Here is a 16,994-nt window from a genome sequence, read left to right on the forward strand (position 1 = left end):
TTTACGTATCGACGATTGTACATCTGATCCGGTCCGGGCAGGGTGTGGGGAGTCGCAACGGAGGTGCTCGGTGGACCTGTCACGAACTCTGGCCGGGATCGGTGCCGGCCTGCTGGCCGCGGCCGCCCTGATCGGCGCCCCGGTGGCCGCCGCACCCACTGATCCCGGCGGTCCGTCGAGCCGGGAGTTCGGGAACGGGCCGGAGCGCAACGACGTCGCCGCCCTCGCCACGGCGCTGCGGATCGCGGCGGCGGCACCGGCCGGGAGCGGTGACCGGTGGGTCCCGCGACCGCACGGCTATCCGCGGAAGGTGACACTGCCGCTGCCGCCCGAAGACCTGTCGGACAAATCGCTGAAACTGGGGCTTTTCGCGTACCATCAGATCGCCCCGAAGCTGAACGCGCTGCAGCAGATCTCCGACCGGGTCTCCGCGGAGGTCATCGGGAAGTCGGCCGGCGGCCGCGACCTCTATCTCGTCACGGTGACCGCGCCCGAGACCGCAGCCCAGGCCGCCCGGCAGGACCGCTGGCGTGCCCTGATCGAGAACGACCCGGCGGCCGCCCGCCGCGACCGGGATCTGAGCCGGGACTACAAGACCCCGATCTGGATCAACGCGAACATCCACGGTAACGAGTGGGAGGGCACCGACGGCGCGCTCCGGGTGATCGAACGCCTGGCCACCGCGGGTGACGCCGCGACCGGGGAGTTCCTGCGGCGCAGCCGGGTCCACGTGACGGTCACCAACAACCCGGACGGCCGGGTCGCCGGGACCCGGGCGAACGGCGCCGGCTTCGACATCAACCGGGACCACGCCACCAGTTCGCAGCCGGAGTCCCGCGCGGTCCGCGACGTCGTGATCGCCACGCAGCCGCTCGTCATGCTCGACGAACACGGGTACACCGGCACGACACTGATCGAACCGGCGACGCCGCCGCACGGGCAGAACTACGAGTACGACCTCTACATCAAGCAGGCGCTCCCCAACGCCCTCGGGATGGAGGCGGCGATCCAGCGGCTGGGCCACCCGGAGACCGCGCGCGCCGACATCCCGTTCCGCGACTACGCGCCCGGCGACTGGGACGACTGGCCGCCGATCTTCACCCCGATGTACGCGATCTACCAGGGCGCGGTCGGCCACACCGTCGAGGTGCCGCTGGCGGTCAACAACGCCGAGTACACGAACCTGCCGGTGGCCGAGCTGCGCCGCCGCTCGGCGATCAACACGGACGTGGCGGCGGCGACGATCGAGGCCACCCTCACCTATGCCGGCGAGCACCGGGCGGAACTGCTCGCCGGGCAGATCGAACAGTTCCGGCGCGGCTGGGCGGGCGAACCGTCACCGGTCGTCCCGGACGGCTTCGTGCCCGGGTTCGGGCCCGAGGACCGCTACGCCACCGAGTTCCCCCGCGCCTACGTGATCCCGGCCGGGACCGCGGCCGCCGCCCGCCTGGCCGACCATCTGATCGCCCACGACGTGCGGGTCACCGCCGCCACCGGCGACTTCACGCTCGACGGCCGGCGCTACCGGCGCGGTGACTTCATCGTCGACATGCACCAGCCCAAACGAGGGCTCGCCAACGTGCTCCTCGAAGCCGGCCGGGACATCTCCGGACTGGTCCCGCAGATGTACGACATCTCGGGCTGGAGCCACGGCCTGCTCTGGGGTGCCCGGGTCGACATCAGCCGCACGGCGGCACCGCGGGTCGCCACCCGGCCGGTGACCGGTGCCGCGGTGGCCCCGGACGTCCCGCGCGGCCGCGACCTGGCCCTGACCCTGCGCGACGGCACCGACGTGCGGGCGGTCAACGAACTGCTCGCCGCCGGTGTCGCGGTGCGGCAGACCGGCGCGGACACCGTCGTGGTCCCGGCCGGGGCGCGAGAACAGGCCGCCACGCTCGCGAAGACCTTCGGAGTACGTTTCACCGCGGCGTCCCCCGACTCCCCGGGGACGCCCCTCGCCCGTCCGGTGATCGCGGCAGCCGCCTCGGCCGACGAACTGTTCGCCCTCGCCGAGATGGGTTTCGCGGTCCGGACCGTCTCGACCGCCACCCTGAACGCCGGGGCCACACTGTCCGGCGTGGACACGCTGATCGTCTCGGCCGGTCTCTCGTACACCGCGCTGAACGCCGCCGCCCGCGCCGAGATGGACACGTTCCTGGCCCGCGGCGGGGTGGTGACCCGGGGCGGCACCGGTGCCGCCTTCAACGCCGCCGCCGGTCTGCTCCCCGCGACCGCGGTGGCCGGACGTGGTGACGCCAACGGGGTGGTCTCCGTGGTCAACACCGGTGCCGTGGTCGGACGGGGATCACCCGGCCACGCCTTCGTCTACTCGCCGCTCTGGTTCACCGGCACGGGCTTCACCGTCGAGCAGCGGTACGGGCCGGATCCGCTGGTGGCCGGCCACTGGCTGCCCTCCGCGGCCGGTGCGAACGGTCCCGGGCAGGCGGCCGGCCAGGCGTCGGTGGTGTCCGGGACGACGGCCCGGGGCGGGCGGGCGGTGCTGTTCGGCACCGAACCGTTGTTCCGCGCCCACCCCAAGGGCCTGTACGCCTCGTACGCCCGGGCCCTCTTCTGGACCGCCGGCGTCGGGAGAGGCTGAACCCACCGCGGCCCGGAGGTCCTATGGTCCTCGCCAGGCTTCCCTGACCACGATCGATCCCGCCACGCCCGTGATCGGGCGTGGCGGGGCAACCGCGGAAGCGGTTGTCGGCGCGTCCCGTGAGCACGCTCGCGGAGCGTCAGGGGGCCGCGTGCGAGGCCCACGTCGTGTGCATCGCCGCGTAGCGGCCGTCCAGGGCCAGCAGTGCGGCGTGCGTGCCGGACTCGACGATGCCGCCCCCGTCCACCACGATGATCCGGTCCGCCCGCTCGGCGGTGGAGAGGCGATGGGCCACCAGGATCGCGGTCCGGCCGTCGAGCAGGCGCTGGATCGCGGCCTCCACACGCAACTCGGAACGGAGGTCGAGGCTCGAGGTGGCCTCGTCCAGGACCACCACCCGCGGCTCCGCCACGAAGACCCGGGCCAGGGCGATCAGCTGACGTTCGCCGGACGAGACGGACTGCCCGCGTTCGTGCAGGACGGTGTCCAGGCCGTCGGGGGACCGGTCGACCAGGTCACGCAGGCCCACGGCGTCGACGGCGGCCTCGACCCGCGCCGCCGGGGCGTCCGGCCGGGCGAAGGTGATGTTGTCGCGCAGGGTGCCCGCGAACAGGAACGGCTCCTGGGGGACCACACCGATCTGGCGGTGCAGCGACTCCAGCGTGACGTCGCGCAGGTCGTGGCCGTCGATCTCGATGGTGCCGGTGGCCGGGTCGTACAGGCGGGCCACCAGTTTGGCCAGGGTGGACTTGCCGGCGCCGGTCGGGCCCACGCAGGCGATCTTCTCGCCGGGGCGGATCGACAGGGAGACGCCGGTGAGGACCGGGCGGCCCGGCAGATAGCCGAAGGTGACGTCGCGCATCTCGATGCCGCCGGTCACCGGGGGCAGGACGACGGCGTCCGGGCGTTCGGGCACGTCCGGCCGGGTGGCCAGCAGGCCCCGGAGTTTGGTCAGGGCGGCGCGGGCCTGCTGGTGGTTCGTGTAGAGCTGGACCAGCTGCTGAACGGGCTGGAAGAACGCGTTGAGGTAGAGGACGAAGGCGGTCAGCTCGCCGATGGTCAGCGTGCCCCGCAGCACCATCCGGCCGCCGATCAGCAGCAGCGCCGCCAGGCCCAGCAGTCCGATCACCGAGGTGCCGGGACCGTAGACGGCGTTGATGCGGCCGGTGTGGTCGTTGGCGTCGCGGTACGCCCCGACCACCTCACGATGCTCGACGATGCTGCGGTCCTGCTGGTTGTGGGCGGTGATCACCCGGACGCCGTAGAGGCTCTCCGACAGGTGGGAGAAGAGGGTCGCGATGGCGTCGCGCTGGCGGAGGTACCCGGTGTCGGCGGCCCGGCGGAACCAGAGGGAGAGCAGGAGCAGCGGCGGCACCACCAGGATCAGTGTGACGGCGGCCAGCGCCGGGTCGTAGTGGACCAGGACGGCGGTGACGACGACCATGGTCAGGCCGTGGATCAGGAACTGGGCGAATCCCTCCTGCAGGAGGTGCTGCAGGGCCTCGACGTCCGAGGTCATCCTCGTCATCGTGACGCCGGCCTTCTCCTTCGTGTAGAAGTCCAGGCTCAGGCGCTGCAACTGGGCGAAGACGCGGACGCGCAGGTCCCGCATCGCGTACGCGGCGAGCCGTCCGCTCTGCCGGATGCGCACCGCCGAGGCGGCGGCGGTCAGCGCGACCGACACCAGGAACGCGACGGCGGCGGCCACCAGCACGGTGACGTCCGCGGCGACGATGCCGTAGTCGATGCCGACCTGCACCAGGTACGGGCCGGACTGCAGCAGCAGCGCCTCCACGAGCACCGCCACCGCGGCCGTCACCAGCAGCGCCGGGCGGCCGGAGAGCAGGGACCAGAGGGTGAGGCGCCCCCGGTCCGGCTGCTGGGTGAAGGTCTCGTCGGGCGCCGGGTGATCGGGTTCGGTCGCCTCCAGACGGTCCACGCCCGCCGCCAGCTCCGGCGGGATCCCGGCGAACGGTCCCCGCCGGTCGCCCGCACCGGAACCGCCGCCCATGCCCCGGACCCCGCCTGCGCCGGCGCCGCCGCCCGGCCCGCCGAAACCGCCGCCGAACATGCTCACGCGGGCACCTCCGTGGCCAGGACCCGCGCGTAGCGGGGCTCGGTGGCCAGCAGCCGGGTGTGGGTGCCCTCGGCCGCCACCCGGCCGTTCTCGATCAGGACCACGCGGTCGGCCAGGTTGATGGTGGCCAGGCGGTGGGCCACGACGAGGGTGGTGCGGGAGCGCATCAGGCGGCTCAGGGCCTCGTGGATCTCGTGCTCCACGCGGACGTCCACGGCGCTGGTGGCGTCGTCCAGAATCAGCACGGGCGGGTTGAGCAGCAGTGCCCGGGCTATCGCCACGCGTTGGCGCTGGCCGCCGGAGAGCGTGTAGCCGCGTTCGCCGACCACCGTGTCGTACCCCTGCGGGAGGTCGTCGATGAATCCGGCCGCACCCGCGGCACTCGCCGCGGCCACCACCTCCTCGCGGGTCGCGGCGGGGTGTCCGAAAGCGATGTTGTCGTGCAGGGACATCGAGAACAGGAACGGCTCGTCCGGGACGATGCCCACCCGGGACCGCAGCGTCGCCAGTGGATGGTCTCGGACGTCCACGTCGTCGAGCAGCACCCGGCCGGCGTCGGCGTCGTAGAAGCGGGCGGCCAGTTTCGCGACCGTCGACTTGCCGCTGCCGGTGGCCCCGACCAGGGCCACCGTCTCCCCGGGCCGGATCCGCAGGTCCAGGCCGTGCAGCGCGGGCGTGCCGTCGGGGTACGCGAAACGCACTCCCACGAAGGCCAGCCCGCCCCGGGGTTCCGGGACGGTCGGGACGGCCGGATCGGTCAGTGCGGCGGGAGTGTCCAGGATGTCGTAGATGCGCTGGGCGGACGCGGCGGCCCGCTGGCCCATCATGATGATCATCCCCAGCATCCGGAACGGGGGCAGGAGCATCAGCACGTACGAGTTGAACGCGACGATCGTGCCGACCGTGGCCTGCCCGTCCAGCACCATCAGCCCGCCGAGCAGCAGGACCAGCGCCAGCCCGAGCCGGGGCAGGTTGTCCATCACCGGCAGCCAGCGGCTCCGCGTCCGGGACTCCACCATGTACGCCCACCGCACCCCGCCGGCCGCCTCCGCCAGCAGGTCGAGCTGACGCTTCTCGGCCGCGAACGCCTTGACCACCCGGACGCCCTGGACGTTCTCGTCGACGACGGTGGCGACCTGGGCCAGCCGGGACTGGATCAGCCAGGAGACCGGGAAGATGGCCTTGCGCATCCGGACACCCAGCACCGCGATCGCCGGCATCGTCACCATGGCGACCACCGCGAGCGGGGCGTTGATCGACAGCATCAGGGCGAAGGCGATCAGCGCGATCGTGCACTGGACCAGGATCGACGGGCCGAACGCCAGGTACATCTGCACGGCCCGGATGTCGCTGGTGGCCCGGGACAGCAACTCGCCGGACTGGGCCCGGTCGTAGAAGCCGTAGGACATCCGCATCAGATGATCGAAGACGACGCAACGCAGGTCGTACTCCATCTCGAAGGCCGTGCGCAGCAGGTAGAGCCGGGCCAGGAAGTTGATGAACCCCTGGGTGACGGCGAGCGCGGCGATCAGCCACACGTACCGCGTCAGGCTCTCGGTGCGGTCCACCAGCGCGCGGTCGATGCCGATCCGGAGCAGGTCGGGGATCTGCACCTGGGCGACCAGGCCGAGGAAGGAGAGCGTCAACGAGGTGATCAACAGGAGGCGGTGGGCCCGGACGATCGGCCAGGCGCGCCGGAGCCAGCTCTTCGAGGGATCGGGATCGATGCCGGCCTTGGGGGCCCGGCGCGGGACGGAGGTCAAACGGCACTCCTCGCCTCGGATCTCCTTAGCCTAGCTAACAACGGCGTGCCGACCGGCGTTCCGGGTTTGCCAATCGTGCGAGGCGGGTGAACGATGATCCGGGTGAGCACCGTATTCCTACGGCGCCGCCCGTTCGCGCCGATCAGACGGCGTGACGCGGGTGCTCGCCGATAGCTTCGGGTCCGCAGCGGACCGCTCCGCGCGCCTGGACCGTCTCGAGGACTGGACCGGACGCGACCTGCACGGCCGTGCCGCCGAGGCGGAACGGGCCGAACGCGAGGCCACCGAGGCCGGTGACGTCGCTGCCCGGATGCGGGCGCGCCTGATCCGGGCCGACATCGCGGAACGCACCGGTGAGCTGCGCCCGGCCGCCGAGGCGATGTGGCGGATCAACGAGTGGGCGCACGCCGAGGGGCACCGCTACCTGATCGCCCGCAGCCATCTGCTGCTCGGCCGGACCTACCGCAACCTGGGTGACGTGGCCGCGCTGCTGGACCACGCGGTCGCCGCGGTCGAGGCGCTGCCCGACGAGGTCCCGCCCCGGCGCCGCCTGCCGTACGTGGTCAAGTACGCCGACGCGCTCACCGAGACCGGCTCGATCGCGGCGGCCCGGGAACGGTACCGGCAGGCCGAGGTGCTCGCCCGGTACAGCGCCGACATCCGGGACCGGATCATGGTGCTGAACAACCACGCGTACGCGGAGTACCTCGCCGGCGATCCGCAGCGGGCGTGGGCGGTGGTCCGGCGGATGCGGGTGCTCGCCGCCGCCCACGGGCACGCGCTCGACCCCAACGACCTGGACACCGTCGCGAGTGTGCAGATCGCGCTCGGCCGGCACGCCGAGGCCGAACAGACGGTGCTCGCGGCCATCGCCGCGTACCCGGACGGCCCGCAGGAGGCGGACGCGCTCCCGGAGTTCCTGCTCACCCTGGCGGTCACCCGGCGGCTGGGCGGTGACCCGGCCGCCGCACAGGCCACCCTGGACGAATGCCGCGCCCAGTGCGAGGCGCACGGCCACCAGGAGATCCTGGTCCGGGTGATGCAGGAACAGGCCGAGTTGTACGCGGCCCGCGGCGACCACGCCCGCGCGTTCGAGGAACACAAACGCTTCCACGCCGCCGAGAAGGAGGTGCAGTCGGAGGCCCGCGAGGCGCAGGCCCGCAACCGGCAGGCGCTGTTCGAGGTCAACGAGGCACGGCAGGAGGCCGAACGGTTCCGCGAGCAGGCCCGGCGCGACCCGCTGACCGGTCTGCGCAACCGGCGGTTCGTCGACGAGAACCTGCCGGGGCTGATCGAGCAGGGCACCCGGACCGGCGTGCCGCTGTGGGTGGCACTGTTCGACCTCGACCACTTCAAACAGGTCAACGACGTGTGTACGCACGAGGCCGGCGACCGGGTGCTGACCGCGGTGGCCCGGCTGCTCAGCGACGCGGCGACCGAGGCGGGGTTCGCCGCGCGGCTGGGCGGCGAGGAGTTCCTGCTGGTGGTGAGCGGGATGGACGGCGCGACGGTGACGGCCCACCTCGACCGGGTCCGGCAGGCGGTGGCGGCGTACCCGTGGTCGCCGGTCACCGGGGACCTGGCGGTGACGATCAGTGCCGGGGTGGCCGGGGCGCGGCCCGGCAGCGACCAGGCGGACCTGCTGGCCAGGGCGGACGCGCAGCTCTACCGGGCCAAACGGGGCGGTCGTAACCGGGTGTGCCGGGAGATGCCGCCCGATACGGTGGGTGAGCCGGATTCCTCAACCCGGTCCGGCGACGGGCCGATGGAGGCAGCATGCTCCGCCGTCTCGCCGCCCTCACCCTGACCGCGACGCTCGCCCTGCTGGGAGCGGCGGTGCCCGCCCAGGCGGCGATGGTCGCCTGCCGTCACATGGCATCCGGGCCGCGCTGCCTGGTGTGGACCGGGACGGTCTCGTGGGTCGCCGACGGTGACACCCCGCGCGTCGACCTCGACGGCGACGGCACCCGGGAACTGGTGTCGATCCGGCTGGTGGGCATCCAGGCGATGGAGCAGAGCGTCTACTCCCCGCAGCCGGCGAAACGCCGCGGCGACTGTCACGCGCTGCAGGCGACCGCCCGGTTCGAGCAACTGGTCAAGGCGGGCGGCGGCAAGATCCGGATCACCTCGTTGCAGGCGTCCAGTTCCAGCGGCAGACGTCCGCTGCGCTCGGTGGCCGTGAGGATCGACGATCAGTGGCACGACGTCGGCCTGGACCTGGTCCGCCGTGGTCTCGCCCTGTGGCTGCCGTTCAGCGGCGAGTGGGCCTGGGACGAGCAGTACCGCAAGGCCACCCAGCAGGCGGCGGCCGACCGGGTGGGCCTGTTCGACACGGACTTCTGCGGCTCGGGACCGTCCCAGGACAGCGGGATCCGGATGACGGTGAACGGCGACCCGGACGGTGTCGACGCCGACAACCTGAACGGCGAGTACTTCCGGATCGTCAACCCGTCGTCGCGGGCGGTGCCGGTGGGCGGCTGGTGGGTCCGCGACTCGGCACTGCGCCGCTACACGATCCCGCCGGGCAACGTGGTCCCGGCGGGCGGCGAGTTCGTCGTGCACGTCGGCCGGGGGACGAACACCGCCACCCACAAGTACTGGGGACTGAGCCAGCCGATCTTCACGAACGTGGACCCGGCCAACCACGGGTACGGCGACGGCGGTTACCTGTTCGACCCGCAGGGCGACCTGCGGGCCTGGGACGTCTACCCCTGCGTCGTCGCCTGCCAGGGGAAGTCCTAGAACGACGGCCCGGGGTCGCCGTTGCGCCAGTGGCGGCGGCAGAGCACCCGGTAGGCGACGGCGCCCGTGGCGGTCGTGTCGCCGACGGCCACCTGCTCGCCGGCCCGGGCCACCTCACCACCCACGATCCGCGCGTTCTGCCGGCCCGGCCGCCCGCACCAGCAGGTCACCTCGACCTGCAGCGGGACGATCGTGTCGGCCAGCTCGATCAGGCGCTGCGCGCCCGGGAACAGGTGGGACAGGAAGTCCGTGGTGATCGCGTAGCAGTCGATGTCGACGCTCAGCTCGTCGACCGCCCAGGCCAGCTGTTCGACCTGGTCGAGGCTGAGGAACTGGGCCTCGTCGACGATCACGAAACCGCCGCCGGGCACGTAGTCGGTGACCAGGCGGGCCAGATCCATCCCGTGGGCGACCTCGATGGCGTCGGCGGTCACCCCGAGACGGGAGGACATGATGCCCTCACCGGCACGGTCCTGGCTGGTGAGCAGGACGCCGGGGCGCCCGGCCTGCCGGCGGTTGAAGGCGTTCTGCAGGGCCAGGGTGCTCTTGCCCGAACCCATCCTGCCGGTGAACAGGGTCAGCGTCCCGAAGACGGGCGCCATGACCGGCTGCCGGGGAATGAGCTCTCGCGTCGGAGTCGTGCCGTTCGCGGACGCAGCCGGAAGCAATGGCGAGCCTTCCTCGGATTCAACAGGGGCCGCTACACGCTACCTGGCCCGGACGCGGCCGTGCGAAGGCCATGTCCGGGCCACTCCGATATCACTTGTCCGTTCTTCACCGCCGGAACGGGTCGCCGTACTCCCGCAGGGCCCGCCGGGCGAACGCCTGCTGCTGCGTGGCGACACGCTCGGAGCGCCCGCGGCCCAGGAAACTGACGAACCAGTGCAGGACGGCGGTCACCCGGTTCTTGAAGCCGACCAGGTAGAAGAGGTGGACGGCCACCCAGACCACCCAGGCCGGAAAGCCGGAGAGACGGACCTTGCCGATGCTGGCCACCGCCGACGAGCGCGAGATGGTGGCCAGACTGCCCTTGTCGAAGTACTGGAACGGCTGTCCGGTGGGCTTGCCGGCGAGACGGCGTTCGATCTGGTCGGCGGCGTGCCGGCCGCTCTGGATGGCGACCTGGGCGACCCCGGGCAGCGGGCGGCCGTCCGGTCCGGGCAGGTTCATCATGTCGCCGAGCACGAAGATCTCCGGGTGGCCGGGGACCGTGGTGTCCGGTTCGACCTGTACCCGGCCGGCCCGGTCGGTGCCGGCACCGGTCGCCGCGGCGATCTTGCCGGCCAGCGAGGGCGCGGCGACGCCGGCCGCCCACACCTTGGTCATCGACGGGATGCGCTCCCGGCCGCGGTCCGACTCGACCTCGATGCCCTCGGCGTCGACCCCGACCACCTTGGTGTTCAGCATCACCTCGACGCCGAGCTTCTCCAGCTCGTGCTGGGCCCGGCTGGAGAGGTGGTCGCCGAAGGTGTTGAGGACCGCCCCGACCGCGTCGACCAGGATGATCCGCGCCTTGCGGGAGTCGATGTGACGGTACTGCCCGGCCAGGTTGCGGTGGGCCAGTTCGGCGATCTGGCCGGCCATCTCGGTGCCGGTCGGGCCGGCCCCGACGACCACGAAACTCAGCCAGCGCTCCACCGCCTCCGGGTCGTCGACGTGCAGGTCGGCCACCTCGAACGCGCCGAAGATCCGGGCGCGCAGTTCGAGGGCGTCGTCGATGCTCTTCATGCCGGGGGCGTACTCGGCGAACTCGTCGTTGCCGAAGTAGGACTGGGAGGCGCCGGCCGCGACGATCAGGGTGTCGTACGGCACGGTGTAGTCGATGCCCGGACCGGACACCTCGACCGTCTTCGCCGCCACGTCGACGTCCCGCACCCAGCCGAGGCGGACGTCGACGTTGTCCTGGCGCTTGAGGATCTCCCGGATCGGCGGGGCCACCTCGCCCTCGGACAGGATGCCGGTCGCCACCTGGTACAGCAGCGGCTGGAAGAGGTGGTACGCCGTACCGTTGATCAGGGTGATGTCGACGTCGGCCCGGCGCAGCGCCTTGACGGCGAAGAGCCCGCCGAAACCGGCCCCGACGACTACCACACGATGACGCATGCTCACTCCTCGCACTCAAGGGCACCGTCCACCAGAGTGGTATGCCCCTCCCGGGAGGGGAAGTACTCCTCGAACGGGCCGAAAAAACGACCTTGATCCCGGCTCGTACTCGACCTGCCCTCAAATGGCAACCGGCCACGTGTTCAAGCCGGGGCGGGAAATGCCGATTCGGCTGACATGCCACCTCATCCGCTCGCTTCGACGGAGCGCACCGGTCCGGCCGGTCGCCGTACGTCCGCCGTTCCGGGGCGTTCCGCTCTGCGCATCGGGGTCGTCACCGCTCTGCCGCCGGGTCGCAACAGCCTGAACGAGTTCGGCTTCCACCTGGTGAAGCACCTCGCCACCGTGCACGAGACGGCCGAGGTCGTGGTGTACGCCGACGAGACCGACGCCGGGCCCCCGGCGACGCTGGCCGGCGCCCGTAACGTCGCCTGCTGGAAGTTCAACGACGTCGGGAACCTGTGGCGCATCGTCGGCGCGGTCCGGGCCACCAAGCCCGACGCGGTGATCTTCAACCTGCAGTTCGCCACTTTCGGCGACCAGCGGGTGGCCGGTGGTCTCGGCCTGCTGACCCCGGCGGTGCTGCGGATGCTCGGCGTCCCGTCGGTGGTCATCCTGCACAACCTCTCCGACAACGTCGACATGCGCGACGCGGGCTTCGCCGGCAACCGGGCGACCGCGTGGCTGATGCGGACCGCCGGCAAGGCGCTGACCCGGGCGCTGCTGCGGGCCAACCTGGTCGCGGTCACCATCCCGCGCTACGTCGAGCTGCTGAACACCCGGTACGGCGCCCGCAACGCGGTCCTGGCGCCGCACGGCAGCTTCGAGGAGCTGGCGATGCCGTCGTTCGACGTGCCGCCCGGCAAGCGGCGCATCCTGGCGTTCGGCAAGTGGGGCACCTACAAGACGGTGGACACGCTCGTCGAGGCGTACCAGGAGCTGCTGCGGACCGGGCACGACGACCTGGAGCTGGTGATCGGCGGGTCGGACAGCCCGAACTCGCCCGGTTACCTGGACAGCGTGGCGAAGCGGTACGCCGACGTGCCCGGGATCGTCTACACCGGGTACGTCGCGGAGGACGACGTGCCGGCGCTGTTCCGGTCGGCGAGTGTGGTGGCGTTCCCGTACACCTCGACCACCGGCAGCTCCGGGGTGCTGCACCAGGCCGGCGAGTACGGCCGGGCGGTGGCGCTGCCCCGGATCGGCGACTTCGTCGAGATCATCGAGGAGGAGGGTTTCCGCGGCACGTACTTCGAGCCCGGTGACCCGGTCAGCCTGGCCGGTGCGATGGCCGAGGTGCTCGACGACGACGAGCTGCGGGAGGACCTGGGACGGCGCAACTTCGCCGCCGCGACCGGCATCCCGATGTCCGAGGTCGTGCAGTGGCACGTCATGCACATCAACCGCATCCTGCAGCAGCAACGGTCGCGCCGGTGAGCACGGCCACCAGGAACGCCGCGTCGGCGCAGGGCTCCCGCCTGGCCCGGGACGGCGTCGTGCTGGCGCTGGTCACCATGTGCGCCCACGCGGGCAACTACGTGCTGAACCTGGCGCTGGCCCGGTGGCTGTCACCGGCCGCGTTCGCCGACGCCAACCTGATGGTCACGCTGATGGCGCTGACCACGGCGCTGGCACTGGGCCTGCAACTGGTGGTGGCCCGGGCGGTCGGCCGGTACGAGGTGGCCGGCGACGAGGCGCACGCCGCCTGGCTCACCCGCCGCCTGCACCGGTGGTCGTGGGGCGCCGGCCTGACGGTGGCCGCCCTGCTGATCCTGGGCGCGCCGTACTGGCAGCACCTGTTGCGGACCGAGTCGGCCTGGCCGTTCGTGATCCTCGGCGCGGGCATGCCGTTCTACCTGGCCATGTCGGTCGGGCGCGGTGTCCTGCAGGGCCGGCTGGCGTTCCGCAGGCTGGGGGCGTCGCTGCTGGTCGAGGTGCTGGCCCGGATCGTGGTCACGGTCGGCCTGCTCCAGCTGGGCGGCGGCGCGACCGCGGCCTCGGCGGGACTGACCGCCTCGTTCGTCGTCACCTGGTGGCTGGTACGGCGTACCGTCGCGGTCTCCGAGGCCCCGGACGCGCAGGCGGCCGAGGCCGCCGAGGTGCGCCGGCACGCCGCCCTGGTCGCGGTCTTCCTGGCCGGCCAGACCCTGATCACCAACGGCGACGTGCTGATCGCCAAGCACTTCCTCGACCCGGTCACCGCGGGGTCCTACTCGGCGGTGTCGCTCCTCGGCCGGTCGGTCTTCTTCCTGACGTGGTCGGTGGCGACCGTGGTGTTCCCGGCGGTGGCCCGCCGGCACGCCGCCGGTGAGGGCTCCTCCGGGTTGCTGCGCGGCGGCGTGGCGGTGGTGTTCGCGATCGGTGCGCTCTGCACGCTGGGCAGCGCCTTGTTCGGGGGACAGGTGTTGCACCTGTTCCTCGGGGACGGCTACCCGGATCTCACCACCCTGCTGACCGGATACGTCCTGGGGACCACGTTCTTCGCGGTCGCGAACCTGATCGCCAGCCATCATCTGGCGGCCGGCCGGTCGGTCGAATCCTGGGCGCTCCTGGCCGGCGCCCTGATTCAAACCGTGCTGATGCTCATGTGGCACCACGGTCCGGCCGAACTGGTGAACGCGCAGACGGCGGCGAAGGCCGGCCTGCTGCTGATAGTGGCGGCCTGCCCGCTCGTCACCCTCTCATCCCGGAAACTACTGGTGGAAGGTACTACTGCGCGATGAGTCTCGATGCCTACACGGCCTACCGGACCTGGGCCGCCGAGGAGATCAGTCACCCGCCGCGGGTGTCGGTGGTGATCCCGGCCTACAACGAGGAAGAGCGGATCATCCCGACCATCGGTGCGATCGCCACCCACATGTCGGCCCGGGGTGAACCCTGGGAGCTGATCGTCGCCGACGACGGCTCGACGGACACCACCGTCTCGCTGCTGCAGACCATGAACCTGGCGAACATGCGGGTGCTGGTCGCCGAGCGCAACGGCGGCAAGGGCAGCGCGGTACGCCGCGGCGTGCTGGCCGCCCGGGGCGAGATCGTGCTGTTCGCCGACGCGGACCAGTCGACGCCGATCGAGCAGTTCGACCACCTCCTCAACCGGATCACGCACGAGGGGTACGACATAGTCATCGGCTCCCGGCACGCGGCCGGCGCCTCGGTGGCGAACAAGAGCATGGTGCGCAAGATGCTCAGCGGCGGCCTGCGGTTCGTGGTCCGCACCCTCGGTGGCCTGACCATCACCGACACGCAGTGCGGTTTCAAGCTGTTCACCGCGCCGGCGGCCCGCAGCCTGTTCACCCGGCAGATCATCGACGGTTTCTCGTTCGACCTGGAAGTGCTCTACCTGGCGAACAAGACCCAGATGAGGGTGGCCGAGGTGCCGGTCGAGTGGATCGACGCTCCCGGTTCCACGGTCCGCCCGCTGAAGGTGACGCTGCAGTTCCTCCAGGAACTGATCCGGGTTCGCCTGAACGACCTCCGGGGGCGTTACGCGCACCACCGTTCCGGCGCCGGGATCCCGGCGCAAACCATCCGATAACCAAGGGGAGAAACAACCGATGCAGATCAACGGCGAACGTCACGACAACGGTCACCGGATTGCCGTCACCGGCCGGTTCGACGCCCACGAGACCACCGAGTTCCGGGGCTACATCGAGGACCTGCTGGCGCAGGGCAGCCGGCGGATCCGGATCGACCTGTCCAAGGTCAACTTCATCGACTCGAGCGCCCTGGCCGCGCTGCTGCACGCCTCACGTGCCGCGGCCAACGCCGGTGTCGAGTTCGTGCTGGCGGACCTCTCCGACCCGGTGCGAGTGATCTTCGAGCTCACCGCACTCGACCAGGCCTTCACGATCGAGGGTGCAGCCACGTCCGGCCCGGTCGGTCAGCTCGCATGATGACACGGCCGACGTCGGTCGCCGAAGCGGTGGACGCGTTGCTGCTCGCCACGGGAACGGCGCCCGGCGCCGTCCCGGGCGACGCGTCCGCGTCGCCGGAGCCCGACTCGGCTGCGTCGGCGGCCGCCCATCTGCTCAGGATGGCGGAGCTGTACGAGGACGCACAGACCGAGCTCACCGATGCTCTGGTCGCCGCGCACGACCGTCTGCTCGCGGTGTACGACCTGACCAGCGCGCAGGCGGACAGCCGGGACCACGCGGAGGCGTACGGCCGGACGGCCGCCGCCATCCTGCGCAGTACCGATTGCGACGCCGGGGTTCTTCTGGGCTCCGGCGTCCGGTACACCGTCGGTGACTCCACCCACCGGTCCCGCCTGTTCGGCCTCTGCAAGGCGGCCCTGCGCAAAGGCGTGACCGATGCGGAGATCGTCGCGGACGCGCCGCTGCCGACCATGGTGGCGCCGGTGCCGCGGACCATACCGGCCCTGGTGGTGGCCCTGAGCCGGAGCGAGGGCCCGGCCTTCGACACCGGCGACGTCAAGCTGCTCGGCGCGGTCACCTCGGTGATCGGCGGGCTGGTCAACCTGACCCGGATGCACCAGCGCGAGGTCGAGCGGGCGCAACTGGAACAGGAGCACAAGGCGGCCTCCGAGCTCGCGCAGGCGGTGCTCTCGGCGGAACCGCCGCATGTCACGGGCACCGATGTGTACGCCCGATGTGTGCCGGCGCACCTCGCCGGTGGTGACTTCTTCGCTTTCGTCCCCCGGCCCGGCACCCTGTGGTTCGCCGTCGGGGACGTGGCCGGAAAGGGACTTCCTGCTGCCATGATCATGACTCGTGCCGTGACGTCGATCCGGAACGCGTGCGCTTCCGGCGACGACAGCGATCCGGGAGCCATCGTCAACAGAGTCAATGACGAGTTGTACGAATATCTCTTCAGCGCCGGCCGCTTCATCACCATGGCGGTCGGCCGGTATCGGACCGGCGACGGCTACATCGACATCTGCAATGCCGGGCACAGTCCGGTGGCCCGCGCGGACGGCGACGGCGTTACGGTGATCAAACCGAACACCCTCCCGCTCGGCGCGCTGCAGCATGCCGGGGCCAAGTCGGTCCGGGTGCCGTTCTCCCCCGGCGATCTGCTCGTCCTCGGCTCGGACGGGCTCGCCGAACAGCAGAACCGTGACGGCCAGCTCTTCGGGTACGACCGCTTCCTCGACGCGGTCGGCCGGGCACACCAGTCGCTCTCCTACGGCCGCCGTGCCGACGACGCCCCGCAGCAGGTCGCCCAGCGACTGTTCGCGGAGGTCGCGCTGCACGCCCAGGGCACCCAGCCGGACGACGACCGCACGGTCGTGGTGCTGCGTGCGACGGAGATGACCTCCTGATGGCCGCCCCGCAGTTGTGGGAGCTGGTGCTCCCCGCCGACCACGCGAGCCTGCGCCGCCTCGGACCCTGGCTCGCCGACCTGATGGGCCCGGTACGCCCGGACGACGTGCCGAAACTGGTCAGCCGCATCGAGCTGGCCCTGCACGAGGTCTGCGTGAACGTGGTGGATCACGCGTACAACGGCGCCCCCGGGACGGTGACGATCACCGGCCGGGCCGACGGCGACTACGTCGTGCTGCGCATCACCGACCTGGGCGTGCCCTTCGAGCGTTCCTCGGTCGTCGCGCCCCAGCCCGGGGTGCCGCAGATCCGCGGTTACGGCCTGATGATCGTCGACCAGCTCGCCGATGGTGTGGCGTTCGAGCGCGACGGCGACCTGAACATCTGCGAGCTGCGTTTCCGGCGTACCCGCCCGGAAACCCCCTGAA

General features: G+C 71.5%; 13 protein-coding genes. 9 read left to right on the forward strand and 4 right to left on the reverse strand.

Annotated elements, in window-relative coordinates; all coding sequences use genetic code 11:
- The first annotated feature begins 70 nt into the window (after positions 1-70).
- Positions 71-2,599: a M14 family zinc carboxypeptidase gene (locus QSK32_RS01055; RefSeq protein ID WP_285470970.1), complete on the forward strand. Its 2,529-nt coding sequence runs from the start codon at positions 71-73 to the stop codon at positions 2,597-2,599.
- Between the two features lie 139 nt (positions 2,600-2,738).
- On the opposite strand, the gene QSK32_RS01060 is transcribed toward QSK32_RS01055, so the two are convergent.
- Together QSK32_RS01060 and QSK32_RS01065 are read right to left on the reverse strand one after the other, a co-directional pair.
- Complete coding sequence (locus tag QSK32_RS01060; RefSeq protein ID WP_285471329.1) at positions 2,739-4,670, reverse strand: ABC transporter ATP-binding protein; 1,932 nt, start codon at positions 4,668-4,670, stop codon at positions 2,739-2,741.
- Positions 4,671-4,672: 2 nt separating this feature from the next.
- A complete protein-coding gene (locus QSK32_RS01065) occupies positions 4,673-6,439 on the reverse strand; it encodes an ABC transporter ATP-binding protein (protein ID WP_285470971.1) in 1,767 nt (588 codons plus the stop codon).
- A 151-nt stretch (positions 6,440-6,590) separates the two neighbouring features.
- Here QSK32_RS01065 and QSK32_RS01070 point away from each other — a divergent pair, with 151 nt between their 5' ends.
- Positions 6,591-8,246 (forward strand): GGDEF domain-containing protein, encoded by a 1,656-nt coding sequence (locus QSK32_RS01070; protein WP_285470972.1) that lies wholly within the window; start codon positions 6,591-6,593, stop codon positions 8,244-8,246.
- Positions 8,216-9,181 (forward strand): lamin tail domain-containing protein, encoded by a 966-nt coding sequence (locus QSK32_RS01075; protein WP_285470973.1) that lies wholly within the window; start codon positions 8,216-8,218, stop codon positions 9,179-9,181. Before QSK32_RS01070 ends, QSK32_RS01075 begins: the two co-directional genes overlap by 31 nt.
- Here QSK32_RS01075 and QSK32_RS01080 read toward each other — a convergent pair.
- Together QSK32_RS01080 and QSK32_RS01085 are read right to left on the reverse strand one after the other, a co-directional pair.
- Complete coding sequence (locus tag QSK32_RS01080; RefSeq protein ID WP_045744199.1) at positions 9,178-9,783, reverse strand: thymidine kinase; 606 nt, start codon at positions 9,781-9,783, stop codon at positions 9,178-9,180. The genes QSK32_RS01075 and QSK32_RS01080 overlap by 4 nt on opposite strands.
- 172 nt (positions 9,784-9,955) lie before the next feature.
- Positions 9,956-11,284: an NAD(P)/FAD-dependent oxidoreductase gene (locus tag QSK32_RS01085; protein WP_052720750.1), complete on the reverse strand. Its 1,329-nt coding sequence runs from the start codon at positions 11,282-11,284 to the stop codon at positions 9,956-9,958.
- 177 nt (positions 11,285-11,461) lie between these two features.
- Between QSK32_RS01085 and QSK32_RS01090 the strand changes: the two genes are divergently transcribed.
- The 6 genes from QSK32_RS01090 to QSK32_RS01115 are packed head-to-tail and all read left to right on the forward strand — an operon-like array spanning position 11,462 to position 16,993.
- A complete protein-coding gene (locus QSK32_RS01090) occupies positions 11,462-12,721 on the forward strand; it encodes a glycosyltransferase (RefSeq protein ID WP_052720749.1) in 1,260 nt (419 codons plus the stop codon).
- Entirely contained in the window at positions 12,718-14,007 is a 1,290-nt protein-coding gene (locus QSK32_RS01095) for an oligosaccharide flippase family protein (RefSeq protein ID WP_045744197.1), read from the forward strand. Before QSK32_RS01090 ends, QSK32_RS01095 begins: the two co-directional genes overlap by 4 nt.
- Entirely contained in the window at positions 14,004-14,819 is an 816-nt protein-coding gene (locus QSK32_RS01100) for a dolichyl-phosphate beta-glucosyltransferase (protein ID WP_045744196.1), read from the forward strand. Before QSK32_RS01095 ends, QSK32_RS01100 begins: the two co-directional genes overlap by 4 nt.
- A 19-nt stretch (positions 14,820-14,838) precedes the next feature.
- Positions 14,839-15,177, forward strand: coding sequence for an STAS domain-containing protein (locus QSK32_RS01105; RefSeq protein WP_052720748.1), 339 nt, complete (start codon positions 14,839-14,841; stop codon positions 15,175-15,177).
- The gene (locus QSK32_RS01110; RefSeq protein WP_045744195.1) at positions 15,177-16,565 is read left to right on the forward strand and encodes a PP2C family protein-serine/threonine phosphatase; all 1,389 of its coding nucleotides are present in this window, start codon (positions 15,177-15,179) and stop codon (positions 16,563-16,565) included. Before QSK32_RS01105 ends, QSK32_RS01110 begins: the two co-directional genes overlap by 1 nt.
- Positions 16,565-16,993, forward strand: coding sequence for an ATP-binding protein (locus tag QSK32_RS01115; RefSeq protein WP_052720747.1), 429 nt, complete (start codon positions 16,565-16,567; stop codon positions 16,991-16,993). Before QSK32_RS01110 ends, QSK32_RS01115 begins: the two co-directional genes overlap by 1 nt.
- Position 16,994: the final 1 nt, after the last annotated feature.

This window comes from Actinoplanes sp. NBRC 101535, assembly GCF_030269225.1.
GTDB classification, from domain to species: Bacteria; Actinomycetota; Actinomycetes; order Mycobacteriales; family Micromonosporaceae; genus Actinoplanes; species Actinoplanes rectilineatus.